Source organism: Dyella sp. C11 (assembly GCF_003121485.1).
GTDB lineage: Bacteria > Pseudomonadota > Gammaproteobacteria > Xanthomonadales > Rhodanobacteraceae > Dyella.
In genome coordinates this window covers 58636-82886 of record NZ_QAVX01000012.1, presented here as the reverse complement: position 1 = coordinate 82886, position 24251 = coordinate 58636, and the positions used below count along the sequence as shown (strand labels likewise).

Genomic DNA, 24251 nt, shown 5'->3' with positions numbered 1-24251 from the left:
TTGATGTCTTGCGCCAAGGTCCAATCTCCTCACCGTCATTCCCGCGAAGGCGGGAATCCAGTGTCTTTCCACGCACGATCAAAGGCGCTGGATTCCCGCCTTCGCGGGAATGACGGTGAGGGCGATCGACACGTTGGAAAAACTTCGAACACGTTTCCAGACGAATGAGCATGAACCCCACCCGCAAACGCCGCCTCACCATTGTCCTGCTCGTGATTGCCGCCGCCGTGGTCGCCGTCGGCCTGATCGTGTTCGCACTGCAGCAGAACATGAACTACCTGTTCACTCCCAGTCAGGTGCAGACAGGACAGGCGACCAGCTACAAGACGTTCCGCCTCGGCGGCATGGTGAAGGCCGGTTCCATCCAGCGCGCCAACGATACGCTGAAGGTCACCTTCACCGTGGTCGATGCCAGCGGATCGATGCCGGTGGAATACACCGGCATCCTGCCCGACCTGTTTCGCGACAATCAGTCGGTGATCGCCACGGGCCACATGGACAACGCACGTTTCATCGCCACCGAAGTGCTGGCCAAGCATGACGAAACCTACATGCCCAAGGAATTGAAGGACGCCATGGCGAAGGCGCACGAGGGCAAGAACGTCAACGAAGAAGCCGCGCAGGACAAGCCGCAATGACGCCGGAACTGGGCCAACTCGCGCTGATCCTCGCCCTGCTGCTCGCGTTTGCGCAGGGCGTTCTTCCACTTGTCGGCGCATGGAACGGCAAACGCGCCCTGATGGCCATTGCGCGACCGGCCGCCGCAGGGCAAGCCGTATTCGTGGCGCTCGCCTTCGGCCTGCTCACGTGGGCTTTCTTGTCGTTCGATTTCTCGGTGCAGTACGTCGCCGACAATTCCAATCTCGCGTTGCCGTGGTACTACCGCATCGCGGCCGTGTGGGGTGCACACGAAGGTTCGCTGCTGCTGTGGATCTTCATCCTCAACCTGTGGACGCTCGCGCTGGCCACCTTGAGCCGCAACCTGCCGGACGTGTTCGTGGCGCGCGTGCTCGGCGTGCTCGGACTGGTGGCGGTGGGCTTTCTCGCCTTCATCATCTTCACGTCGAATCCGTTCGCACGCCTGCTGCCCATGCCGCCCGATGGCGGCGACCTCAACCCGGTGTTGCAGGACCCGGGCATGACGTTCCACCCGCCGGTGCTCTACATGGGCTATGTGGGGTTCTCGGTGGCGTTCGCGTTCTCCATCGCTGCCTTGCTTGGCGGTGAACTGGAACAGGCGTGGGTGCGGTGGGCGCGTCCGTGGACCAACGTGGCATGGGGCTGCCTCTCTGCCGGCATCGTCGCGGGCAGCTGGTGGGCCTACGCTGAACTCGGCTGGGGCGGCTGGTGGTTCTGGGACCCGGTGGAGAACGCGAGCTTCATGCCCTGGCTGGTGGGTGCGGCGTTGATCCACGCACAGGCCGTGACGGAAAAACGCGGCGGCCTGCGCGCGTGGACCATCCTGCTTTCCATCTTCGCCTTTTCGCTGTCGCTGCTCGGTACGTTCCTGGTGCGCTCGGGCGTGCTGACGTCGGTGCATGCATTCGCATCCGATCCGCGCCGCGGCCTTTTCATCCTGTGCTTCCTCGCGGTGGTGGTCGGCGGCTCGTTGCTGCTGTATGCGCTGCGCGCACCGAAGGTGGCGGGCGGCAAGCCCTTCAGCGTGGTGTCGCGCGAAACGGCCATCCTCATCGGCAACCTGATGCTCACCGTGGCCGCTGCCATGGTGCTGCTTGGCACGCTGTTCCCGTTGCTGGGCGATGCGTTGAACCTGGGCAAGATTTCGGTGGGACCGCCCTACTTCGGTTTCCTGTTCACCCTGCTGATGATTCCCGTGGTCGTGCTGCTGCCGTTCGGCCCGTATCTGCGCTGGGGCAAGAGCGACGTGCCGGTGCTGAAGAACGTGCTGTGGCGTGCAGGCCTTGCGGCTGTTGCCTGCGCCATCCTCGCGGCGTTCGCCACCGGTGGTGAATCGAAAGCCATTGCCGGCACGGCCGCGGCGGTGTGGTGCGGCTTCGGCACGCTGCTCTACGTGTTCAAGCGCTGGCGCGAGATGCCCGCTGGGCGCCGTTATCCCGCGGAAATGGCCGGCATGCTGCTCGCACACTTTGGCGTGGGCGTGTTTCTGGCAGGCGTACTGCTCACCAATGCGCTGAGCGTGGAGCGCGACGTGCGCGTGGCACCGGGCCAGACCGAAAGCATCGGCGGCTACGAATTCCGCTTCGATGGCGTGCAGCACACGACCGGACCGAACTGGCAGGGTGACCAGGGCGTGGTCACCGTGATGCGCAACGGCAGCGAAGTCGCCGTGATGCATCCGCAGAAGCGCACCTACCTGCGCGGCCAGGTGCAGACGGAATCGGCCATTAACCCCGGCCTTTTCCGCGACCTGTACGTGGCGCTCGGCGAACCCATGGACCCGAAGCAGCCGGAGGGTGCGTGGGCCCTGCGCCTCTACGACAAACCGTTCGTGCGCTGGATCTGGGCCGGCGGTCTTTTCATGATGCTGGGTGGTTTCTTCGCCGCCGCTGATCGTCGCTTCCGCACCAAGCGCGTCGCCGAAACCGAAACCATTTCCTCGCCCGCGCTGCAGGAGTCGCGCGCATGAGCCGCCTGATTCCGTTCTTCGGTTTCCTGCTGCTGGTGGCGCTGTTCGGCTTCGGCATCTGGTGGAACACGCAGCATGACCAGCGCGAAGTGCCGTCGCCGCTGATCAACAAGCCTGCGCCTGCGTTCGTGCTGCCCAAACTGGACGATCCCGCACAGACGGTGAGCCGCGACGCGCTGCTCGGCAAACCCTACCTCATCAACGTGTTCGCCAGCTGGTGCATTGCCTGCGGCGAGGAACACCCGGTGCTGATGGCCGAAGGCAAGTCCATCGGCGTACCTGTCATCGGCTACAACTACAAGGATGAAGCCGCGGACGCCAAGAACTGGCTCGACAAGCACGGCAATCCGTACGACACGGTGATCGTGGATCGCGAAGGCCGCACCGCCATCGATTTCGGTGTGTATGGCGCGCCGGAAAGTTTCCTGGTCGATGGCAAGGGCATCATTCGCTACAAGCGTATCGGCCCGCTGACGCCGGAAGCGATCGAGAAGGAATTGAAGCCGGCCATTGCCGCACTGGCGAAGGAGCAGCCGTGACCCCTCACCGCTCCCCTGTAGGAGCGCACTTTGTGCGCGACAACCCGACGAAGCGGCGAGCATGGGGTCGCGCACAAAGTGCGCTCCTACAGTTGGCGCTGCTGTTCTTTGCAAGCCTGGCATTCGCCCAAGCCATCGATCCCCTGCCCTTCAAGGATCACGCGCAGGAAGTCCGCTTCCAGAACCTCACGCGCGAACTGCGCTGCCTGGTGTGCCAGAACGAAAACCTGGCCGACTCCAACGCCGACCTTGCACGCGACCTGCGCCACGAAGTGTTCAACCTGATGCAGCAGGGCAAGAGCGACGAGGAGATCAAGCAGTACCTTGTCGATCGCTATTCCGATTTTGTGTTGTACGACCCGCCCGTGAACCGCAACACGCTGCTGCTGTGGTTCGGGCCGTTGGTGATACTGCTGGCAGGCGCCGCCGTGGTTGTGGTCACCGTGCGCCGTCGCGGACGCGCAGGAGCCGTGATCACCGACGACAAGCCGGCCAATGAAGGGGACGACTGGTGAGGCTGGCTTTTTACTTGATCGCTGCGGCGATGATCGTCGCGGCGCTGCTACTGCTGTTGTGGCCGCTGATTCGTCATGGGCGCCAGCAGGGACAACCCCGCGGCCTGTTCGTGCTCGCCATGGTCGTGGCGTTCTGTTTGCCGCTGGCAGCCGTCGGCCTTTACATGGCCATCGGTACGCCGGTGGCGCTCAATGGCGTGCCCAAGGCCCAAACCGGCATGAGTATCGACCAGGCCGTCGACGAGCTGAAGGCGCACCTGGTGCAGAAGCCGGACGATGTGCAGGGCTGGATGCTGCTGGGACAGACCTACAGCGTGATGCACCGCTCCACCGAAGCACGCGACGCTTACGGTGAAGCACTGCGCGTAGACCCGAACAACGGCGTGGCCATGGTGGGCTGGGCCGAAGCCGATTCGCTGCTGCGCGACGATCACCGCATCGAAGGCCGTGCACGCGAACTGCTTGAGCGCGCCGTGCAGATCGACCCGCAAAGCCAGCGCGGCCTGTGGCTGCTCGGCATCAGCCAGTTCCAGCACGACGAATACGCCAAGGCCGCGGCCACCTGGCGCCAGCTGCAACCGCAGCTTGACCCCGACTCCAACGTGGCCAAGGCCGTGGCCGAGCAGATCGCCGTGGCCGATGCGCGCATCAACGGCGCCGGCAAGACCGCGCCGGAAACCCCGGCAGCGGAAGCCACGCAACCCTCGCTGCAGGTGCAGGTGGCCCTATCTCCCACGCTGAAGGACAAGCTCGCGCCGGGCGATACGTTGTTCGTTTATGCCCGCGCCGACCAGGGCCCGCCGATGCCGCTGGCCGTGGCGAAAATGGACGCCTCCGCCCTGCCCGCCACCGTCACACTCAACGACGGCATGGGCATGACGCCGCAACTCAAACTATCCTCGGCATCGCGCGTGTTCGTCGGCGCCCGCATCAGCAAGAGCGGCCAGGCCATCGCCCAGCCAGGCGACCTGGAAGGCGATGCCGGTGTGGTCGACGTGAACACGCATTCGCCCGTCAAGATCAGCATCGATAAGGTTCATTAAATGGCCGACGCTCGCCGCTACTGCCCACTGCCCTCGCCCTTCGCGATGAAACGTGGCGGCGAACTGCGCGATGCGCGCGTGGCGTATGAAACCTGGGGCACGTTGAACGAGTCGAGCGACAACGCCGTGCTGCTGCTCACCGGCCTCTCGCCCAGCGCTCACGCTGCTTCCAACGCTGAAGATCCCAGCGAAGGCTGGTGGGAAGCGATGATCGGCCCCGGCAAGGCCATCGATACCTCGCGCTGGTTTGTCATCTGCGTGAACTCGCTGGGCAGCGACAAGGGCTCCACCTGCGCCGCATCGATCAACCCGGCGACGGGCGAACCTTACCGCCTCGACTTTCCCGAGCTGTCGCTGGAAGACGTGGCGAACGCAGCGCATGTCGCCGTGACAAGCCTGGGCATCGAACAACTTTCCTGCCTCATCGGCTGCTCCATGGGCGGCATGAGCGCGCTCGCCTACATGGTGCTGCACCCCGGCACGGTGCGCGCGCACATCAGCGTGGATACCGCACCGCAGGCACAGCCCTTCGCCATCGCCATCCGCTCGTTGCAGCGCGAGGCCATCCGTCTTGATCCGCACTGGAACAACGGGCGCTACACGGACGAAAACTACCCCCTGGATGGCATGAGCATCGCGCGCAAGCTCGGCGTGATCACTTATCGCTCGGCCATGGAATGGAACGGCCGCTTCGCGCGCATCCGCCTCGATCCCGAGCAGCGCGACGACAACCCGTTCGGCCTCGAGTTCGAAGTGGAGTCGTATCTGCAAGGTCACGCGCAGCGCTTCGTGCATACGTTCGATCCCAACAGCTATCTCTACCTGTCGCGCGCCAGCGACTGGTTCGACATCGCCGAATACGGCAACGGCAGCATCCTGGAAGGCTTGAAGCGCATCCGCATCCAGAAGGCCATGGTGATCGGCGTAAGCACCGACATCCTGTTCCCGCTGGAGCAACAGGAACAGATTGCCGAAGGCCTGCGCGCCGCCGATGCCGAGGTGGAATTCGTGGCGCTCAATTCGCCGCAGGGACATGACGCCTTCCTGGTCGACATTCCCAACTACAGCCGGGCCATAGGCGGTTTCCTCCGGGGGCTTTGACGCAGCCGCCTGCGCCCTGGGGCCGGCGCTGCTAAGATGGGCGGGCAGCACGCAACCTCCGAGAACGCCATGCTTACCCTGGATTTCCCCGGCTCACGCAAACTCATCGACGCCATTGACGCCGCCGTGTCGCAGGACACCACGCGCGCCGTGACAGACAGCCTTCGCAACAGCCTGTGCAGCCTCATCCGCGGCCAGGAAGTGAAGCTGCCCGATTGCGTGTTCGAAACCGCCGAAGGCCGCTACGCCCGCCGCGAGCTGTACCGCAGCGAGGAACACGGTTACGCCGTGGTCGCCATGACCTGGGGCCCCGGCCAGGGCACCCCCATTCACGACCATTGCGGCATGTGGTGCGTGGAAGGCGTGTGGAGCGGCGCGCTGGAAGTGGTCCAGTACGAGCGCCTGGCCGACGAAGACGGCAACTATTGCTTCCAGCCCGTGGGCTCCATCCAGGCCGGCCCCGGCTCCGCCGGCAGCCTGATCCCGCCCCACGAATACCACACCATCCGCAACCCCAGCGATGACGCCGTAGCCGTGAGCCTGCACATCTACTCCGGCGCCATGACCCACTGCGCCGTGTTCCAGCCCGTGGGCCACAACCAGTACCAGCGCTCCGACCGTCAATTGGGGCTCGACCCGGTCCACTGAACCCGGCATAATGTCCCGCTGCAATGCCGGTGTGGCGGAATGGTAGACGCGGCGGACTCAAAATCCGCTTCTAGCGATAGAGTGTAGGTTCGAGTCCTATCACCGGTACCAAGTAGAAGTTTCAGGACGTCCCATACAGTCCAAGGAACTAAGGAAAAGCCCGCAGATATGCGGGTTTTTTATGCCTGATTGTTCCATCTTGTCCCATACCGTGTCTTGGAATCTCACCCCTTCTGGGGGGTATATCTGGGGGTAGCGGGGGTATATGCCCCATGACTGAATCCCGGATACCCCCAGATGCCGACGATCACAGACGTCGCCCTGCGCAAAGCAAAGGCCCAAGACAAGCCCTACAAGATCGCCACGGGCAATGGCCTCTATCTGCTCGTCAATCCAATTGGCTCGAAGCTATGGCGATGGAAGTACCGAGTTGCCGGCAAGGAAAAGCTACTCGCGCTAGGCCCCTACCCCGCGGTGTCTCTGCTCGATGCCCGCCAGCGTTGCGAAGACGCGCGCAGACTACTAGCTCTGGGTCAGGATCCAGGAGCGCTCCGGAAGACTGAGAAGGCCGCCAAGGTCCAGGCTGAAGCTGTCGCTGCAGAGACGTTCGAGCGCGTTGCGCGCGACTGGATGGCAGCACGTGAAACCAAGGGGGACACGGCAGAGACGACTGCAGCGAAGGATCGTTGGCGCTTGGAATCGTACCTCTTCCCTCACATCGGCCGGCGCCCCATCACGGAGATCACGGCACTCGAGCTACGCGATGTCCTCAAGAAGGCTGAGGACGCCGGCAAGCGTGAAACGGCAAGCCGTGTGAAGATCAACGCCGGCCAGGTCTTCCGCTGGGCCGTGCTCGAAGGACGCGCACACAGCGACATCACCGCCAGCCTGCGTGGGCTGTTCACCACGCCCAAGCCGACTCACCGGGCCACCATTACCGACCCCAAGAAGATCGGCGAGCTCCTGCGCGCCATTGAGGGCTTTACCAGACAGTACGTCACCTTGGCCGCGCTCAAACTCGCTCCACTCGTCTTCGTGCGACCTGGTGAGCTGAGGAAGGCAGAGTGGGTTGAGCTCGACCTCGACAATGCGATCTGGCGCATCCCTGGCCCACGCATGAAGATGAAGGCAGCACACCTAGTGCCGCTATCAAGCCAAGCCGTCGATGTCCTGCGTGAGCTACACAAGCTGACAGGACACGGCCACTTCGTCTTCCCTGGTGTCCGCACCGCCAGCCGCCCGATGTCGGAGAACACCATCAATGCGGCCCTTCGCCGCTTGGGCTACGCCAGCGACGAGATGTCTGGTCACGGCTTCCGAAGCATGGCCGCCACACGCTTGAACGAGATGGGTTGGAATGCTGATGCCATCGAGCGTCAGCTAGCTCACGCAGAGTCCAACAAAGTCCGCGGGGCATACACGCATGCCGCGCAGTACCTCGATGAGAGGAAGCGCATGATGCAGGCTTGGGCGGACTACCTTGATGGCCTAAGAGCTGGTGGCAAGGTTGTAGCAATCAAACAAAAAGTGTCCTGAAAGACATTGCCCCGATAGCAGTGGCCATCCATTTCTCCTGTCGGATCTTCTGCCACTCAAATTGCCCCCACAATCCGACGTCTGAAAACTCCGCATATCAAACGGACTTAGGCCGGGTGCTGGACAAACGGGTTCACCGAGTGCCATCTAATAATTTCGGCAAGCGGGCCGATAACTCCAGCAGGGCTTGCAGGAGCCTCCTAGGCGGAGGTTAGACTGTGACGCGTTTCACACAACAGGGATAGGGGAAACAATGAAAGACTATCGTATCGCTGCGCTTGCGGCGTGCTTGGCGCTGACTGCTTGCGGCGGAGAAGAGGTGGATCAGCGACAAACGGAAACTGTGCAGGGACTTGTGTACAAACTCCACGATTCCGAACCATTCACCGGCACTGTTACACATTCCAAGATCAGCCTCTACGACACGTTTCAAGTTGGCGAATGCAACATCTCGTACAAAAAGGGCGTGATCGACGGTAAAGCAGAATGCTTTTCCAATGATGGAAGGAAAGTAACAGAGACCCATTTTTCCAATGAGAAAAAGGACGGGTCTGAAACTCGTTGGAATCTTTCAGGGAAGACAACTTATGAGGCTTCTTGGAAAGATGGAAAGAAAGATGGTCACGAGCGGATCTATGACGACTCTGGTGCATTGATTCATGAGCTGACTTGGTCGAACGGCGTGCAAGATGGCGCTGAAAAGGAATGGGACACGACAGGGAAAGTAGTTCTCAAAGACTTCAACTGGTCCAATGGCAAACCCACGGGCCATCAGGAGGCGGCGAGCAACAATGGGCGCGTGACGATGACTCTGAAGAACGGACTGCTGAACGGAGTCCGCAAGGAGTTTTCACCGGATGGCCAGCTGCATGATGAACAAAATTTCGTGGACGGTATCGCAGACGGCAACCAGCACTATGTTGACAACAACGCTGATTGGAAGCGCGTCTGGTCGCGCGGTCTTCTCAAATCCGCCACGGTCGAAGTACGCGACGAAAAGGGACAACTAGTCGAAAGCGACCAGATCGAATGTACTGATCGATGTGGTTGGCAGGTCGATGGTTATGTCAATGCGTTTCAGTTTGACTGGACCAAAGCCAAAGTGCTGATGATCGAGTTCAATCCACTGTCAACGAGGAGATCACCCCTTGATCCACTCGAAACCGGTTTCCGTAAATTCGACTGGGATGCAGGTGTGCTACTCGGTACGATGACTGGAAAGTTCGGTTGGTCATTCGACCATCGAGGCATCGCCAAGTTTGAAACGACCTTTGTTAGCGGCATTCCGACTGGGACGCAAAAAGCTTGGGACGATCAAGGGCAACTGATCATCGAAGCGACCCGCGACAACGGCAAGCTCGCGGGTGCAACGGGAAGTTTGTGGCCTATTGGCGGAAACCTTGCGGCCCCTGAAGGATCATCTCCGCCAGGCTCACTGCAGGCACCGCCCGCAAATACTGACGGAGCGACGCGGGCAGGCAACCCATCGCCAACTCAGATTGTTATCTTCCAATTTCAAGGCTCCAACGGACCCGAGCCGGCGTTCTGCGCTGACGAAGGCCAAGATGGGGTCATGTGCCGAAGCGACTCGGTGGCTGAAATTGGGGCTGGAACCTATAGGGACTTCATGATCAAGGGCTCGGCAACCTGTATTGCAGGCAGCCCTGGGTGCGTTGTTCCCAAGGTCTTTGCGGCGGTGCATCCGCGCGGATAACTAAATCACATCGGCCATAGAAAAGCCTCGCTCCGGCGAGGCTTTTTTATTTAGCCTACGATGCAAGCACGAGCAAGAGAACCCACGAGAGGTAGTCTCCAATGCCTGCCATGAGGCACCCCTGTCTTGCGCCCTTCGAGGATGGCGCGAATCATAGGCGCACTGAAAAGGATGGGGCGCAGACGCATGACGATGGCTCTCACGGCTCTGGCGCGGCCCTACAGGCCGCGACCGGAATGGATGGATGACGCCAACCTGGTGTTCGTGCTGGCGGCTGCTGCGGTGCTGGCCATCGCCGGCATCGCTGCGATTGTTCGCGCTGTGAAAGCGCGGAAGGCCGAGAAGCACGCGGCGCTCGACCGTGTGCGAGCGAGGGTCCGCCGCGGCTAACGATCCCGCTACCATGGGGCCATTCAGGAGAAGGGGGAGTTCACGCATGGGGATCGATCCTCAGCAGGCCGCGCTGTTGGCCGCGGAGAGCCAGGCAACGGCAGCATGGTGCCAGTTCATCGGTTCGAAAATCGGCCTGGTGGTAGCCATTGGCGTGCCCGTCGCTCTTTACAAACGAGGCGAGCGCACTCGTCAGCACCAGGCGCGAGACACTGCAATGGGAATGGCGCTGGTTGTCAGACCAATCCTCACCCGCATGGCAAACAGACTGCGGTGGATTCTGAAGCAGTGGCCTGAAGGTCATGGCGCCCCCTTGTTCCTTGAGATGAAGACACCAGACGGAACCTCTGCCAAACGCGAGCTTTGGGACTCGTTTCCATTCGTTGAGGAGTGGGCGCCGGTCTACGACCGCTTGCACCTTCTCGACGGTGCGGCGCACGAAACTCTCCTTGCGGTGGCGCGAGCCATCGACGTCCACGCAAATATCGAATCGCTCGATTTCGCGTGGAATGTGCTTGCTGGCGAAGACGGGGTGACTATCGAGCCCATCCTGCGCAAAGCTATGGTGGATTGCCTCTTCCACACCGACAATGGGCTTGCAAAGATCGGCGAACTGCTCGCCGACAAAAAGCGAGACTGACATCACGCCGCATCCCTGACGCTGTGCGGCGCTAGAATCGATGGCATGTGGATCTGCATCCGCTGCCATACCGAGTTCCCTGATTTCACGGGAGGCGCCGAGGCGACCATAGATAGCTTCGGCCTGCACTTCATGTGCCGCGTTTGTGGCCGCCGGAATCGCTTGCGGAGCCTTGGCGAGGATGAGGAAGGGTTCCTCCGCCTTGAGCAGGTGGACGAGCCGGAATGAGCATCTAGGCGCGAGGGCTAAACGGACCCTTCCATGGCAGTGGAAAAAGCGCTGATGCTGGTTTACAGTAGTGTCAAGTCGGACTGGAAATTTCCGGTCGGCGCTAGGCCTCAAACTTCGGTTTGGGGCCTTTCGCTTTTATGGGGACAATTTTACACCCCATCCCTCTGCCCTACCCTGTTGATCCCGCCGAATCTTTCCAGCAATGATCTCGTATGCTCGATTGGCCTGATTCGGGCGAATCGATCTGATGCCCATAGGGCGGGCACAGAGATCCGCGATCTGCAGACCAATCGAATTTGACAGCTTTGGAATCATAAGTAGGTCGAACGGCAGAGGACGCCCGCAAGCATTCTCACCCCCGACGATTCTTGCAAACGCCTCCCCTAGCTGGGCGTCTTCATTCGCACCGCGGCACTCAACAATGACTTTGGTGCGCTTGTGGGTCTGCCCTTTCGAGTGCAGATCCAGGAAAACACGTTCCAGTACGAAGCTCATGGCAACGTCGTAGGGGTTACGTGGTAGCTGGTAACGCTCCACATAGCGGTCCTTATGGATAACGCTGAAAACAAGCTTGAACTTTGCTTGTGCCAAAAATGCTGAAAGCCTTTCCTGGAACGCATTGCGGTTCGCGGCATCCTGAAGGAAAGCAAATTGATTCTTCGGTTTGCGAATGTCGTGCTCGTGCAAGATGACCTCATCATGCCCCCAGAAGTCCATCTTCAGAGCGTTTAAGGCGGGGCAAATCGCTTCGACATACTCTCGCCTATTAAAAAGCGCCGCGCAGAGAACGAATACTGGGTAGTTAGCATCGATGCTCTTAAGTCCGTGGTCCCCGCTCTCATCGATGAACACCAGGTAGTCGCTGTAGCCCGAACCGGGAATAGCTATCGCCATTCAATTTCCTCCAACCCATTTCTCCACGAGCTCTTCCGCGAGTTGATCTATCGTTGCTTTTGGTACTCCGCTGGACAGGACAAAGATCTCTGCTAGCTTGCCAATCTCTCGCAGAAGCAGCGAAGTCTCATCAGCGATACGATCAAGGCGGTCAAGAAGTTCGTGAAACGCTCCATCGCTCTTGATCGCATGCCCGCTGGTCGTTCTGGACCTGTGGACGAGCCAATTTCTTTCGGTCAGAAGCGTTTGAAAACGGCCCTCAAGCCCAGGCGATAATTTGCCGGACTTACGCAACTTTGTGATGGTAGCGCCGAACGTTCCCGAGTTCGCCTTCTCGAAGAGCGCGTTCCCAGCTTCTTCGCCCATGCCCTTGGTAGCTTGCGCTACTAACACGAAGTATTGCGCCAAGGCGCCCTCAAGGGTCTGGAGCTGCCACAGGGCATAGCCCGCACGACTCGCGATCTCTACTAGCCGATCCGCTCGTTCCAGCTTGGACGACAACAACTCCATTCCGCTTCTCTCCAATACCCCTACAGTTTCGAACACTACCAAGAGCCAGCTCCGTTCACCTGCGATGCTTTCGCTGATTCATCGCCCACTCGTTCACCTCGGACCTCTTCCACGAGCGCGTCACCGGGTTTGGTTCGGGCGGCAAGCAACACGCTCCAGGAAGCCGCGGCGATTGGGATCCCCCTTGGGCATGACCATGCCGAGATACACCGCGCACGCATCAGCGTTGAGCCAACGATCTCCAGCCACCAATGCTGCCAGTACGGCAACGGCGTTATCGTCAATGGTCATAGCTACATCTCAGCCCAATGAGCGCTTTAAAGTTGCGTTTACCTGGAAGATCACTGTTTCTCCCCCCAAGCCGCGCGAAACATTGATGTGCCCAGCACCCTGGAGCTTTTTAATCGCGTGCTCTACCAGCGCCCGATCGAGACCAATAGACGCTGCAATGTCAGCACCGGTATGAAGCCCGTTGTTCTGTATTGCCAAAGCAACCTCACGAACTAGTGCCCCCTCCTTTGGGCCCAGGACTTTCGAGACACCGAGCTCCGTAATCCGTGACGGATAAGGCCCTGGCCCTAGATGACGAAGAATCTCGACCAAGTGCTGATTCGCCAGTACCTCCAAGCTCTCCTGCGCTACAGAAGATTCAATCCCCTGACCCGAAGCAAGGGTGTTTAAGGCGCCGGGCTCCTGGTAATTGCCAAAGTGATCGCGAACAAAATGCTCGAATAACATATAAAGCACAGCGGCATCAGCGCTGGTTAGTCCTCGAATTGACGGGTACGCAGGGTGCTCATTCACATATGCGGGCACAGGCCCAAGTGCGGGCTTCCGGGTGTGACCGAAAACGGAATCCACCACTCGAGCCAGACTTTCATTAAAGTTCGCGGGATCCTTGACCGGCTCCCAGACGAGGGACTTGAGCGCCTGAGGCACCTCGCAATCGTCCAAAACGACCGGAATCAACTTCGTTCCTCGACCGATTCTATCGACCACTGCGGCGTTGAGTTCTTCTCGAACCCACGGTTTAACGACGCTAATCTTCGACAGAACAATGATCACTGCGGCCGCTTCTTTCAAACCCTCCTCAAAGATTTTGTCGACCAGGCTATCGCCCGGAAGCATTTCCCATCTATCCACCCAGGCATCAATTCCCTTTCCCCGAAGGGCCGCAGCGAACGGTAGAACGAATCGATCCTTGTCCTCGCTGGCGTGGCTTACGAATACCTTGGGGGGTGTCGATATCGACATAAATGCTCTCCATGAGTTGTCAGCCGACCATATCCATCAGCAATGATGTCGATGCGTCGGAACCTACGATATCGCCCAGCAAGACTATTGACTTGTGGGCATCCTAGGCGCATGGTGCTGCCGTCGCCGCCAATTCGGCGACCAGGTTTGGCGACCTGAATTGATATAGGCGCAACGGCGCCCATGGCGCTTTTTTTGTGCCCGTTGCACGGCATGCCCGCTTTCTATGGCGGGCGTGCGGGGCAGCCTTCGGGCTGGCCGGTTTCCTATGTCACCGGTTCGCCAACCCTGCACGTCCGCCACCCTTATCGCAACGATGGGTGGCCCGTCCAACAGGAATGGGGAGATTGACCATGACGACACAAAACGCAATTAGCACCGCCGGTTCGTCCATCAATGAGCGCGCCCTGCTGGAGCTGCGGAACCTTGAGGGATGGATCGACACCACCTCGCGAATATTCACGCAACTCGGCGCTTTGTTCGGCACCCTGAGGGAGAAAGGCCCACGGAACGGTGAGCTCGCCGAGCTCGGGCAATACATGGCTGATACTTGGGGGAATGACTGCGACCTCGTTGCGGAGCAAGCCCGAGCCACCTTTTTTGGGGACTTATGAAGATCTATGGACGAACGATTGAGCACGCAGAAGTTCTGAACGAAATGAGAGAAGTCAGCATCGTCGCGTCACCGGATGAGCTACGCTCAATCGCAGACTTTCTTATCGCCCAAGCTGACGCGATGCGCAAAGAAGACCACTTCGATCATGTGCATTACTTGGACTATGTGGGTGCTGAGCAGGAGCAGGTGGAGATCATCGTCTGCAACCCAAGTGTTCTCGGGACTACTTGATTGGGGTTGATGGGCCATCCGATAGGCGATTCATCTGCTACCGATGTCACGTATGGCGGAAATGGCTTCTGAGGACACTGACTCATCCCCGCCTGACACTTGCTGGGCTCGTCAAGGAACGAGGTACCGGGGGTAGATTTGGGGGTATTTCGACAGGATGTCCTTGCGATCCGCACCAAATAAGCCTTTTCGCGACCTATCACCTGCAGGGTTTTGACAATGCGAACGGTGCGCAGTGCCCCTGTGACGAGCTCACAAATTCTCAGCGCGTGCATGGCGATCATTTGGCTGCTCTGCTCTCTTTTGGGGCTCGTTTTGTATGGCTCGGTGGTCTCGCAGCACGTACCGGGTTATCCCGATTCTGGGCAGATGAAGTTTTATGTCGTGGTGCCTGTGGCTATGACGCTGGGCAGCGGACTTCTTGTTCTGCTGTCCAAGCGGCTTCCCACCGCCTTGATCGTGCTCGCCTCCGGTGTGCAGATCCTTGTACTGCTTGGATGGTTTTTCTATGGCGGTGGTGGCGTCTGAATCGCCGCACCCGGGTGCACGGAGATTCGCCCGCCTGCATTCACCCGCCGTGCGTCCAGAGCGATGGATACGACCACTGTTTGCAATCACGTGGGCATGGAGCCAGCCGAGATTCGCTGCGCAATGAAACTCACGTGCCGACTGAGTTGAACGACAAACCCTGACGCACCATCGCAGCGCAGCGCCTACAAACGGCACCCGCAATGCTTGGCCAACCTTGCTAGTTTGTGCAGGCTGCTCGCGGGTGTCTTCGGACGGGGTTTTGCGGGTGGCCACGGCAGTAGTGTCGTGAGTAGCGCGGGCTGCAGGTGTACGACCACCTGCAACCCGCTGACCAAACCAACTTCACAGGAGTTGATCATGGCTACGCCGGATCATAAGGCACATGCACGCCCGTCTTTTGCACTAGACGGCCATCTCACGACAATTCCCTACACGGCGCAGCCCACGCGCAGCGTTGCGTGCACCGTGCTTACGAACCGCCTAGGTGACAACCACCTCGCCCACCGGGACCGAGGTGTGACTCTGCGCGCGATGACGCGAATCGCGCACAGGGACGGGCGGCGACTCGCGGGCACACGCCGTCATTACGGCCCCGCGCACGCCGCGCGAGCCATGCCGTGCAAACCGGGAATGGTCGGCCACTCGCCGACGTGAGCGCATCGCGCGCCTGTTGATCGCCCCTGTGGCGTGACGGACGTGATCCGGCACGCCACACCTGGCAGCGCGGCATTTAACGTACGCGAATGAAACGCGCACATGCCCACGCTTCAACAACGCGCACTCAACAATGGTTTCCCAAGTCACGCATTCGGCGGCGACCACACGATGTGCCCGCCCCTTTCGCCTGCATCAATGCAGAAACGGATATTCCGCCATCTGCCGCCACCGCCGGTTGTCACTGACCAGCAACGCCATCGATTCGCACCAGCCGTAGATGGGGCCGTGAGCGGCCAGGCGCGCTTGCAGTTCGTTGATCACCGCCGCCTTGTCTTTCAACTGACGCGCCACGGATAGATGCGGTACGTAGTCGGGAAAGGCACCGCCGCCTTTGGGATGATCGGGAAAGGCGCGCTCCAGGGCATTCGCGATCTGCACGATGGGTTTGGCCGGTTCGGGCGCGAGCCAGACAACGGAGGGGAACGTGTCCACGCTGGCGAGGCGGAACATGGGGGCCGGAAGATCGGCCACGGTGTCGCGCACTCGCTGTAGCACGCCTTGCGTAAGCAGCTCGCTGTCGATGAAGGGATAGATGAGGGTGATGTGGGCGCCCAGGCCGCGACGCGCGGAAGGGTCGTACTGATCGCGGAAGCTGCCGACAATGGGCTCGGCTTCGGGTACCAGCAAGGCCAGCAGGGTCCGCGCCATGGTCAGCCCTTCGTTTTCCTCTCGTGCGGCCACTGCACCGCGCCGGAATTATGAGCCCGGGCCATGTGAAGGCGCCGGCAGCCCGCTGATTCAGGCAGCGGTGACCTGCGCTTGCCAGCGCAGCACCCAAACCGGAAGCATCCCGCGGCACTCGCGGGCGTTAACGGGGTGAATTCAGGTATCCGACGGACCACGCGGACGCCCCGCCTTTCCCGCAAAACCCGGCAACCTCACCAGCGCGAACAGGGGCGTGGAAATCAGCAGCACCACGAGCGCCTTCCGGTTGAGCTCGGCGGATTGCCCCAGCACCACGCCGACGCAATACACACACGCCAGCAGGCCAACCACGATAAGGAACCGACGCATCGCCGGCGTAAGTTCCAGTGTGCGGTTGAGCCGCCACATGGCCACCACGGAATAGATATACGGCAACGCCATCAGCACCACGGTGGCGTTGGTGATGGTGGCGAATTGCGTGGCGATGTCCGGCGACGTGGTGAACACAAGCATCAGCGTCATCAGCACGCCGGTGATCACCAGGTTGCGTACCGGCATGCCGTGTTCATTGGTGACGGCGAAGCTGGTGGCGAACATGCCGTCCTGCGCCGCGGCCTGGGACGACTGCGCGACGATGAGTATCCAGCCCACCAGCGCACCTGCTGCTTTCAAGATAGCCGCCAGCGAAATCGCCACAGCGGCCCAGTTACCCAGCATCACGCGTGCCGCATCGGCAAAGGGCGCGCCGGAAACACGCAACTCCGCGTTGGGCAACAAGCCCATCATCACCGTACAGCAGGCGATGTAGATCACCGTGGAGACGATCAGTCCAATCACCGTGGCGAGCGGCACGTTACGCTTGGGATTGTCGATGACGCCTGCCGACACCGCCGCACTTTCCACGCCCAGGAAGGCCCACAGCGCGATGGATGCGCTTCGATTGATGGCCGTGGGCACCGACAATGCCTCCGGATTCCAGCCGGCCTGGAACACATCGCTGCGAAACCAGAACCAGCCAAGAATGCCGACGAAAGCAATGGGCAGGATGCCGGCAATGGTGCTCACCGTGGTGAAGGGGCCAACCACGTTCGCGCCGCGCGTATTGAGCCAGATGAAAAGCCAGATGATCGCGGCCGTGCACACATTGGCGAACCACGGGCTTTTCAGCACGGGCAGGAACACGGCGAGATAACCCGTACCCGATACCGCACTGGCCACGTGGCCGATGACGTTGGCGCCCCAGTAAAGAAAGTTGGTCTGGAAGGCGGCAAACGGCCCAAGGTGATCGCGCGCGTACGCGTATGGTCCACCCGCCTGCGGCTCGACCATGCCAAGGTGGGCAAACACCAGGCCCAGCGCACTGGCGCCGATGGCGGCGGCAATCCAGCCGAGGATGGAAATGCTGCCCACGCCAGCCATGCTCGAAGGCAGCAGGAACAAGCCGGTGCCCACCATGTTCGCCACCACCAGGGACGAGGCGGCGAGCAGGCCCATCTTCTTCACCGGTTGCGCTGACATGTCACCTCCCGCGTGGATGTCGTGGACCACGCGGGGCGGTCGGAGAGTTCATGCGCGGCGCACGTCAGGGATTGAGGTCATAGCGCAAGGTGGTTTGCACGCGCTGCCCCTGCCCTCGCAGATCCACCAGCGAAATGTTCTGGCCCCACAGGTATTCAATGCCGAGCATGGCGCGTTGACTGAACTGCCACGCAAGGTTGAGCGAGGCAAACTTGGTGCTCTTGGGCAGGTCGCGATCGATTTGCATGTCGGCCGACGGACTGATGCGCAGATAGCCGTAGGAGGCGCTGGAACTCAGGTCATCGGTCCAGCCGTGCGTATAGCCCACGCCCCAACCGCGCGCGCGAATGGCGCGCAGCACGCCGGCGCTGGTGAAGGCCGCATCGAGGCCAAGGCCCGAGATGTCCTGCAGGAAATTCGCGTAGCCGTGGCCGCTGCTGAACCAGCCTTGCGCGCTGTCGCGCTCGAATACCTTGGTGCTGCCGGTGAGCTGGGTGGCGAACGCCGTGGTGCGCTGCGCGTTGCCGGTTTCGGAATCCTGCATGCCCAGGTCGCGGAACAGGTTGGACCACTGGATATGCCAGTCGGGCGTTTCATACCGAAGCCCGGCGGTGAAATCCGCCAGGCGCGAATACGGCGTGTAGTTGCCGATGGCAGTGATGTCGGCGTTCGGCTTTTCCATCGACAAAGGCAAGGTGAGCGTGCCGTCGCCCGTCTTCCACAGCACGGGAGAGAAGCGGATCTGCGGGCCGTACTTGAAGTTGAAGGAGTTCGGGCCTTCGTAGTCGAGCGTGTTGGGGAACACGTCGATATCGGTGAACGCAGAAATGTTGTAGCCGGCGAGCAGTGTGTAGTGCTCGTTGTCCAGTTCGCCGTAGAAGAACTGGAGGTTGTACGGCATGTCGCCGGAGCCGCTGCCGAAGAAGTTGTTCTTGTAGACCACCTTCAGCGTGCCGTAGTCGGTATCGCGACGGAAATCCATGCGGAAGATGCTTTGCCGCGCACTCAGGTTGGTGCGCCATCCGCTGTCATAGAACGGCTGGCCCTTGACGGGAATCGACGAGGGAACGAACAGGTCGGCCGAACCCATGTATTTGTTGTCGATCATGGTATCCAGCTGCGCCACCAGATCCAGCTTCAACAGGTTGCCGGTATCACCCAGTCGCACGAAGCCCTCGGGCAACGGCTCGGCAACGCCCGCTGGCGCCGAAGGGGGACGGTAAGGCGCAGGCCTGGAAGGCTCCGGTGCCGTCGCCGACGACACGATGGGCGTCGAGGAAACGGGCTGTGTCACGGGGGCCGTTGTGGCGGCGGTGGCAGCCGGCGCCGATTTCTCCTGCGCTGCTTCCTTCGCCTCCAGTTGCTGAAGGCGTTGCTGCATCTGTTGCATCACTTGCTGTTGCGCATCCATCTGCTGGCGCATCTGCGAAATCTGCGCTTTCAGATCGTCGTTCGACTGCGCGAAGGCTTGCGGTGCAAGTGCCAGCGCACAGCTGCTTATCAGTACGGAACGAAGTATGCGCACCTGGTGCGCACGCGGTATCCGGGGGCAAAGCCATAGCCGCATGTGAACACTCCTGTTCGAACGCCGATGGGTGCCATAGGTTGCGGAAAACACACGCGCCAAAAGCCGCCGCGCAATACGCGGGGGTCACGATGGCTAGCCCCAAAACGTTTCGGATGCGCTGACCGGGAATCCTTCCTTCAGGCCTGGGTCGCACCAAAACCCCCGCCGCCTACAGCGCAAATGCCTTCCTGTTTTGATTAGAGCCGAGAAATTGTCGAAAGCCCGTGAACCAGCGAGTGCCGGGCCATGGCATCCGTGATGGGTTAAGTAAATTTGCGCAAGACAGGCACGCCATCACTAGACGTAAAATAGCAACAAGAGCCGTCTGAAATGTCGATGTTTTTGGCGCAGAAAACGCCTTTCATCCTGACAGCAAAGAAGCAAAGTCCTACCGCTTTCCCTGCAGCGCGACAGCGATGCTTAGCGTTGCCTGAAGACTGCGAACGCTCCGTAAGAATTGTCCTGCAAGCGTCTACCGAGTGAGTCGCTAACCTAGTTAGCCACACGAACATTCAGGACGGAAACTTTGTGACGCTTCGCATCATTCTTGCTGATGATCACCCCATCTTCCGCAGCGGCGTGCGTGCGCTGCTGGAAAGCAGTACAGCGTCCAAGGTCATCGCGGATGTCGGCTCACCCGTGGATCTGTTGAATGCCATCGACAAGCATCCTGCTGATTTGTTGATTACCGACTTCAGCATGCCAGGCGGCCAGGTTGCCGATGGCTTGCAGATGCTTGGCCTGATCCGTCGGCGCCAGCCCAAGCTGTCTTTCATCGTACTCACCATGGTGAACAACGGTGGCGTGCTGAAGGCCATTCAGAAAGCCGGCGCGCGAGGACTGGTCAGCAAGACCGATGCGCTTTCCGAACTGACGCTTGCCGTGCAGGCCGTGTCGCACGGACGCACGTTTCTCAGCTCCGGCATCTCCCGTGTTCTCGACGACGGCGGTGCAGGCAGCGACGGGGACAACCATCCCGCGCTGTCCAAGCGAGAGGCGGAGGTGCTTCGCCTGTATGCCTCGGGGTTCACCGTCACCGAGATCGCCGGGCAGCTCAACCGCAGCGTGAAAACCGTCCGCCGCCAGAAAATGGATGCCATGAACAAGCTGGGACTGAAGAACGACCTGGACGTGTACGCCTACGCGCGCGAGCACGGCATACTGGCTTGAGCGACGGCGGCGCCTGCTCCCCTGGCACGCCTGATGATTCCTTCCCTCAGGGTACGTTGAGCACCTCGGCACCTTTGTCGCTGAAGAACACCAACCCATCGCCCAACATGGCGTAGCCCTGCACCATGGCCATGCTGTGGGGCGAGGCGTCGGCTATGCGTGTCACGTAGGCCGGCGTGAAAAGCCGCTTCCATTGCGTTGCCAGCTGGCGGGCATCGCGTACTTCTTCGTGCTTTCCCGGCCCATGATTGACCCGCAGGGGGAAATTCACAAAACGCGCTGCCGCGTTGCTGTCTCCCTTCATCACCGCGGCACGAAAGCCCTGGGTGCGTGCTTCGAACACGTCGTCCGTCTCGTCGGTGATGGATTGATACCAGTGCCCCGTCGGCGTTGCCGTAAAGAGCCCGCCGCCGCGCAGCTTCACCGGCAGGCTTTGTTTGCCGTCGCTCCACTCGCCTTCCAGGCCAATGCTGTTGTTGAAGTCCAGCGGCTGGCCGTGCTCGCTGCCGTTGCCGACGAAATGCAGGGTCATCGTGGCGCCCTTCTCATGCAGGCTGAAGCTGCCGTTGCGAAGTTCGCCTTCGAGGGGGATGTCCACCAGGTGTCGCAGGTAGTAGTAGCGACTGGGCGCCACCTGTTGACCGGACATGGTCAGCACCAGGCCAATGCGTTGCGTGCCCAGGGTGCCGTCGTAGTCGGCCTGCTTGAGTTCCTCGGCATGCACCGGCCGCAGTGCCAGCACCAGCAGCAGACCAACCATCCAGCGTGCCGCTGCCGGCCATGTGAGCGCTCGCGTCATGATGTCCCCAGCCCGTAGCTGTTGATGTCGCCCACAGCCTAGCCGGTGTGGTACGGCGGCACATGTGGATGCCGGAAAAGCGGACGGCCCTGCTCATGGCACGTTCCTTGATTGCCTTTCCCTGAAGCTGCGTGGCAGCCCCGCAGAAGAATGACTCGATGGGGTTCGCACGCAGGCTTTCCCCAATCACCCACCGCATGACCGTTGTGCGAGCGTCAGGGGCGCTCACCGATGAACATGAATTTCAGTGTCGTGGACGAGACAGACCACGAACTTCAAGTGATTTGCGAAGTTGATCAATTGGCCAACCGGGTTGCATGGCGCGCCCATATCTATGGCACTGTATTGCCCCAGGAAGAACTCAGCGGCGAGGCGGTGGACCATGACGCGGTTGCCGGACACGTGCAGGCTGAGGTGCTGGACCGGGGGATTTTCGCCAGAAGCTGACCTAAAGCGTCATGGCGATGACGAGGAGTGACATGGGGTGATTTCACCCGCATAGGGACGTGCGCACCAACATGGGCTGCTGCATGAGTGTAGTGATGGCTTTTTCGACCGAACGTGTGTTGTTGGCTTGGGTGGAAGATCTGGAGCAGGGACTCGACGAACTCTCGCGAAGTCCCCGAAAACATCATCAGGACGAATTGTTGAAGGACCTGCTGCAATCGGCACATGGCCTTTTGGCCCTGTCCCAGGCAGAACTCCGCAAGCTCTCCGGCTCCGACGTTCCACTGCTCGACCGCGACACCATGCATTCCGCTGACGACATCCGGCAATTGTGTTCCCGCATACGCCGCGTCTTCCGCGCCGATATCGACGACGGCGAGTCGTCCGACTGACAAAGCGCACTGCGCGCCGGGCTGTTCACGACGCATCGCGTTGTTACCGCTCCCACCCCGCCCTGAGACGATCCCAACGGTGCCCCTGCCCCGGCTCGGCATCCTTCGTGTCTTGTCGCCTGTATGCACGTCGCGCTCTCGCGGCGCGGCCCTGCGCCGCGCTCCGTGGATGCTCCGGCTGGCCGCCCTGGCATAAAAAAGGGCCGGCATCGCTGCCAGCCCTCCGTACGTATGCGCATTGGTGCCCCCGATACGATTCGAACGTACGACCTTCCCCTTAGGAGGGGGACGCTCTATCCAGCTGAGCTACGGGGGCAACAGGCCGAATTTTGGCACGGATCGCCCCCGGCGCGAACCCGGTCCGGGCCCCCTGCTAGAATGGGCGTTTTCTTCCCGGCGCCTCCCCGCGCCACGGTCCGGAGTGAAGCATGTCCCACGAAATCCTCACCGCCCTTGGTCTTGGCAACACGCAGTCGGGTTCTTACCTGGGTCAGGGCGAGTGGTCGAAGACCACCGACGCCGGCACGTTGAACCCGGTCAATCCCGCCACGGGCGAGGTGATTGCTTCGGTGCACGCATCGAGCGCGGCCGACTACGACGTGATCGTCAAGCGCGCGCAGGAAGCCTTCAAGGTGTGGCGCACGACGCCTGCGCCGCGTCGCGGTGAAGCGGTTCGCCTGTGCGGCGAAGCGCTGCGCAAGCACAAGGACGCGCTGGGTTCGCTGGTCGCGCTGGAAATGGGCAAGATCAAGCCCGAAGGCGACGGCGAAGTGCAGGAGATGATCGACATCGCCGACTTCGCGGTCGGCCAGAGCCGCATGCTCTACGGCTACACCATGCACTCGGAGCGCCCGGGTCACCGCATGTACGAGCAGTACCAGCCGCTGGGCCTGGTCGGCATCATCAGCGCGTTCAACTTCCCCGTGGCCGTGTGGGCGTGGAATGCGTTCCTTGCCGCCATCTGCGGTGACATCTGCATCTGGAAGCCGTCGCCGAAGACGCCGCTCTCGGCCATCGCGACCATGAAGATCTGCAACGAGGCGCTGAAGGAAGCCGGCTTCCCGGACATCTTCTTCCTGTTCAACGACGCTGGCACCGATCTTTCGCAGGCCTTCGTGGACGATCACCGCATCCCGCTGATCAGCTTCACCGGTTCCACCAAGGTGGGCCGCCACGTGGGCGAGCGCGTTGCCAAGCGCATGGGCCGTTCGCTGCTGGAACTGGGCGGCAACAACGCTATCGTGGTTGACGAAACCGCCGACCTCAAGCTCGCCATTCCCGCCATCGTGTTCGGCGCCGTCGGCACGGCCGGCCAGCGCTGCACCACCACGCGCCGCCTGTTCGTGCACGAGTCGATCATCGGCGATGTCACCGACAAGCTGGTGGCCGCGTACAAGCAGGTGGAAGGCAAGATCGGCGATCCGACGCTCGCCACCACCCTGATGGGCCCGCTCAACAGCGCCGAAGCCGTGAAGGCCTACCTCGCTGCCGTGGAAAAGGCCAAGGCCACCGGCGGCAAGGTGCTGACCGGCGGCGCCGCGCTCACCGACCGCAAGGGCCACTTCGTGCTGCCGACCATCGTCAGCGGCGTGAAGAACAGCGACGAGGTGGTGCAGACGGAAACCTTCGCGCCGATCCTCTACGTCATGCCGTTCAAGACGCTGGACGAAGCCATCGATCTGCAGAACGCCGTGCCGCAGGGCCTGTCCTCGGCCATCTTCACGCAGAACCTGAAGTCGGCCGAGCAGTATCTGTCGGCAGCCGGTTCAGACTGCGGCATCGCCAACGTCAACATCGGCACGTCCGGTGCGGAAATCGGCGGCGCGTTCGGTGGCGAGAAGGAAACCGGCGGTGGTCGCGAGTCGGGCTCGGATGCATGGAAGGTCTACATGCGTCGCCAGACCAACACCATCAACTACTCCAACTCGTTGCCGCTGGCGCAGGGCATCAAGTTCGACCTGTAAGCAACGTTCACGCGGTGCATCCCGGCTGATG

Annotated in this window: 26 protein-coding genes and 2 tRNA genes; 19 read left to right on the top strand and 9 right to left on the bottom strand. The window is 61.0% G+C overall.

Annotation, left to right across the window (positions count from 1 at the left end):
• Positions 1–170 precede the first annotated feature (170 nt).
• From ccmE to DK366_RS12650, 12 genes are all read left to right on the top strand, one after another.
• Positions 171–638, top strand: coding sequence for a cytochrome c maturation protein CcmE (gene ccmE, locus DK366_RS12700; protein WP_198651540.1), 468 nt, complete (start codon positions 171–173; stop codon positions 636–638).
• The gene (locus tag DK366_RS12695) at positions 635–2608 is read left to right on the top strand and encodes a heme lyase CcmF/NrfE family subunit (protein WP_109125924.1); all 1974 of its coding nucleotides are present in this window, start codon (positions 635–637) and stop codon (positions 2606–2608) included. The genes ccmE and DK366_RS12695 overlap by 4 nt, the downstream gene beginning before the upstream one ends.
• Positions 2605–3147 (top strand): DsbE family thiol:disulfide interchange protein, encoded by a 543-nt coding sequence (locus tag DK366_RS12690; protein ID WP_109125923.1) that lies wholly within the window; start codon positions 2605–2607, stop codon positions 3145–3147. Before DK366_RS12695 ends, DK366_RS12690 begins: the two co-directional genes overlap by 4 nt.
• Before the next feature lie 92 nt (positions 3148–3239).
• Entirely contained in the window at positions 3240–3662 is a 423-nt protein-coding gene (locus tag DK366_RS12685; RefSeq protein ID WP_109125922.1) for a cytochrome c-type biogenesis protein, read from the top strand.
• The gene (locus DK366_RS12680) at positions 3659–4705 is read left to right on the top strand and encodes a tetratricopeptide repeat protein (RefSeq protein ID WP_109125921.1); all 1047 of its coding nucleotides are present in this window, start codon (positions 3659–3661) and stop codon (positions 4703–4705) included. Before DK366_RS12685 ends, DK366_RS12680 begins: the two co-directional genes overlap by 4 nt.
• Positions 4706–5806: a homoserine O-acetyltransferase gene (locus DK366_RS12675; protein ID WP_109125920.1), complete on the top strand. Its 1101-nt coding sequence runs from the start codon at positions 4706–4708 to the stop codon at positions 5804–5806.
• A gap of 69 nt (positions 5807–5875) precedes the next feature.
• Entirely contained in the window at positions 5876–6454 is a 579-nt protein-coding gene (locus tag DK366_RS12670) for a cysteine dioxygenase family protein (protein WP_109125990.1), read from the top strand.
• Positions 6455–6479: 25 nt separating this feature from the next.
• Positions 6480–6565 (top strand) — tRNA-Leu (locus tag DK366_RS12665).
• A gap of 186 nt (positions 6566–6751) precedes the next feature.
• Positions 6752–7990, top strand: coding sequence for a tyrosine-type recombinase/integrase (locus DK366_RS12660; RefSeq protein WP_109125919.1), 1239 nt, complete (start codon positions 6752–6754; stop codon positions 7988–7990).
• Positions 7991–8243: 253 nt separating this feature from the next.
• Positions 8244–9704 carry a toxin-antitoxin system YwqK family antitoxin gene (locus tag DK366_RS12655; protein WP_109125918.1) on the top strand — a complete coding sequence of 487 codons (1461 nt, stop codon included), beginning with the start codon at positions 8244–8246 and terminating at the stop codon, positions 9702–9704.
• 240 nt (positions 9705–9944) lie between these two features.
• Entirely contained in the window at positions 9945–10094 is a 150-nt protein-coding gene (locus DK366_RS21230) for a hypothetical protein (RefSeq protein WP_232821029.1), read from the top strand.
• A 46-nt stretch (positions 10095–10140) separates the two neighbouring features.
• Positions 10141–10734 carry a hypothetical protein gene (locus DK366_RS12650; protein ID WP_109125917.1) on the top strand — a complete coding sequence of 198 codons (594 nt, stop codon included), beginning with the start codon at positions 10141–10143 and terminating at the stop codon, positions 10732–10734.
• Between the two features lie 366 nt (positions 10735–11100).
• Here the strand turns inward: DK366_RS12650 and DK366_RS12640 are convergent, their stop codons facing one another.
• From DK366_RS12640 to DK366_RS12630, 4 genes are all read right to left on the bottom strand, one after another.
• Positions 11101–11859: a DUF3800 domain-containing protein gene (locus DK366_RS12640; protein ID WP_109125915.1), complete on the bottom strand. Its 759-nt coding sequence runs from the start codon at positions 11857–11859 to the stop codon at positions 11101–11103.
• Positions 11860–12369, bottom strand: coding sequence for a hypothetical protein (locus DK366_RS12635; protein ID WP_109125914.1), 510 nt, complete (start codon positions 12367–12369; stop codon positions 11860–11862).
• A gap of 120 nt (positions 12370–12489) precedes the next feature.
• Complete coding sequence (locus tag DK366_RS21225) at positions 12490–12660, bottom strand: hypothetical protein (protein WP_157956520.1); 171 nt, start codon at positions 12658–12660, stop codon at positions 12490–12492.
• Between the two features lie 9 nt (positions 12661–12669).
• Complete coding sequence (locus tag DK366_RS12630; protein ID WP_109125913.1) at positions 12670–13623, bottom strand: TIR domain-containing protein; 954 nt, start codon at positions 13621–13623, stop codon at positions 12670–12672.
• Positions 13624–13976: 353 nt separating this feature from the next.
• Here DK366_RS12630 and DK366_RS12625 point away from each other — a divergent pair, with 353 nt between their 5' ends.
• The 3 genes from DK366_RS12625 to DK366_RS12615 all read left to right on the top strand — a co-directional run bounded on the left by DK366_RS12625 (position 13977) and on the right by DK366_RS12615 (position 14998).
• Entirely contained in the window at positions 13977–14237 is a 261-nt protein-coding gene (locus DK366_RS12625) for a hypothetical protein (RefSeq protein ID WP_109125912.1), read from the top strand.
• Positions 14234–14470, top strand: coding sequence for a hypothetical protein (locus DK366_RS12620; protein ID WP_109125911.1), 237 nt, complete (start codon positions 14234–14236; stop codon positions 14468–14470). The genes DK366_RS12625 and DK366_RS12620 overlap by 4 nt, the downstream gene beginning before the upstream one ends.
• 273 nt (positions 14471–14743) lie before the next feature.
• Positions 14744–14998, top strand: coding sequence for a hypothetical protein (locus DK366_RS12615; protein WP_109125910.1), 255 nt, complete (start codon positions 14744–14746; stop codon positions 14996–14998).
• 852 nt (positions 14999–15850) lie between these two features.
• On the opposite strand, the gene DK366_RS12610 is transcribed toward DK366_RS12615, so the two are convergent.
• From DK366_RS12610 to DK366_RS12600, 3 genes are all read right to left on the bottom strand, one after another.
• A complete protein-coding gene (locus DK366_RS12610; protein WP_109125909.1) occupies positions 15851–16366 on the bottom strand; it encodes a 2'-5' RNA ligase family protein in 516 nt (171 codons plus the stop codon).
• Positions 16367–16540: 174 nt separating this feature from the next.
• On the bottom strand, positions 16541–17881 hold the full coding sequence (locus DK366_RS12605) for an amino acid permease (RefSeq protein ID WP_109125908.1): 1341 nt from the start codon (positions 17879–17881) through the stop codon (positions 16541–16543).
• A gap of 64 nt (positions 17882–17945) precedes the next feature.
• Positions 17946–19448 carry a DcaP family trimeric outer membrane transporter gene (locus DK366_RS12600; protein ID WP_157956519.1) on the bottom strand — a complete coding sequence of 501 codons (1503 nt, stop codon included), beginning with the start codon at positions 19446–19448 and terminating at the stop codon, positions 17946–17948.
• A 528-nt stretch (positions 19449–19976) separates the two neighbouring features.
• Between DK366_RS12600 and DK366_RS12595 the strand changes: the two genes are divergently transcribed.
• Complete coding sequence (locus DK366_RS12595) at positions 19977–20618, top strand: response regulator transcription factor (RefSeq protein WP_109125906.1); 642 nt, start codon at positions 19977–19979, stop codon at positions 20616–20618.
• Between the two features lie 46 nt (positions 20619–20664).
• On the opposite strand, the gene DK366_RS12590 is transcribed toward DK366_RS12595, so the two are convergent.
• On the bottom strand, positions 20665–21417 hold the full coding sequence (locus DK366_RS12590; RefSeq protein WP_157956518.1) for a hypothetical protein: 753 nt from the start codon (positions 21415–21417) through the stop codon (positions 20665–20667).
• A 231-nt stretch (positions 21418–21648) separates the two neighbouring features.
• Between DK366_RS12590 and DK366_RS12585 the strand changes: the two genes are divergently transcribed.
• Both DK366_RS12585 and DK366_RS12580 read left to right on the top strand, forming a co-directional pair.
• Positions 21649–21864 (top strand): hypothetical protein, encoded by a 216-nt coding sequence (locus tag DK366_RS12585; protein ID WP_109125904.1) that lies wholly within the window; start codon positions 21649–21651, stop codon positions 21862–21864.
• Between the two features lie 59 nt (positions 21865–21923).
• Positions 21924–22256, top strand: coding sequence for a hypothetical protein (locus tag DK366_RS12580; protein WP_157956517.1), 333 nt, complete (start codon positions 21924–21926; stop codon positions 22254–22256).
• A gap of 239 nt (positions 22257–22495) precedes the next feature.
• On the opposite strand, the gene DK366_RS12575 is transcribed toward DK366_RS12580, so the two are convergent.
• Positions 22496–22572, bottom strand: a tRNA-Arg gene (locus tag DK366_RS12575).
• A gap of 112 nt (positions 22573–22684) precedes the next feature.
• Between DK366_RS12575 and DK366_RS12570 the strand changes: the two genes are divergently transcribed.
• Positions 22685–24220, top strand: a complete 1536-nt coding sequence (locus tag DK366_RS12570; protein WP_109125902.1) for an aldehyde dehydrogenase family protein — start codon at positions 22685–22687, stop codon at positions 24218–24220.
• The last annotated feature ends 31 nt before the right edge of the window (positions 24221–24251 follow it).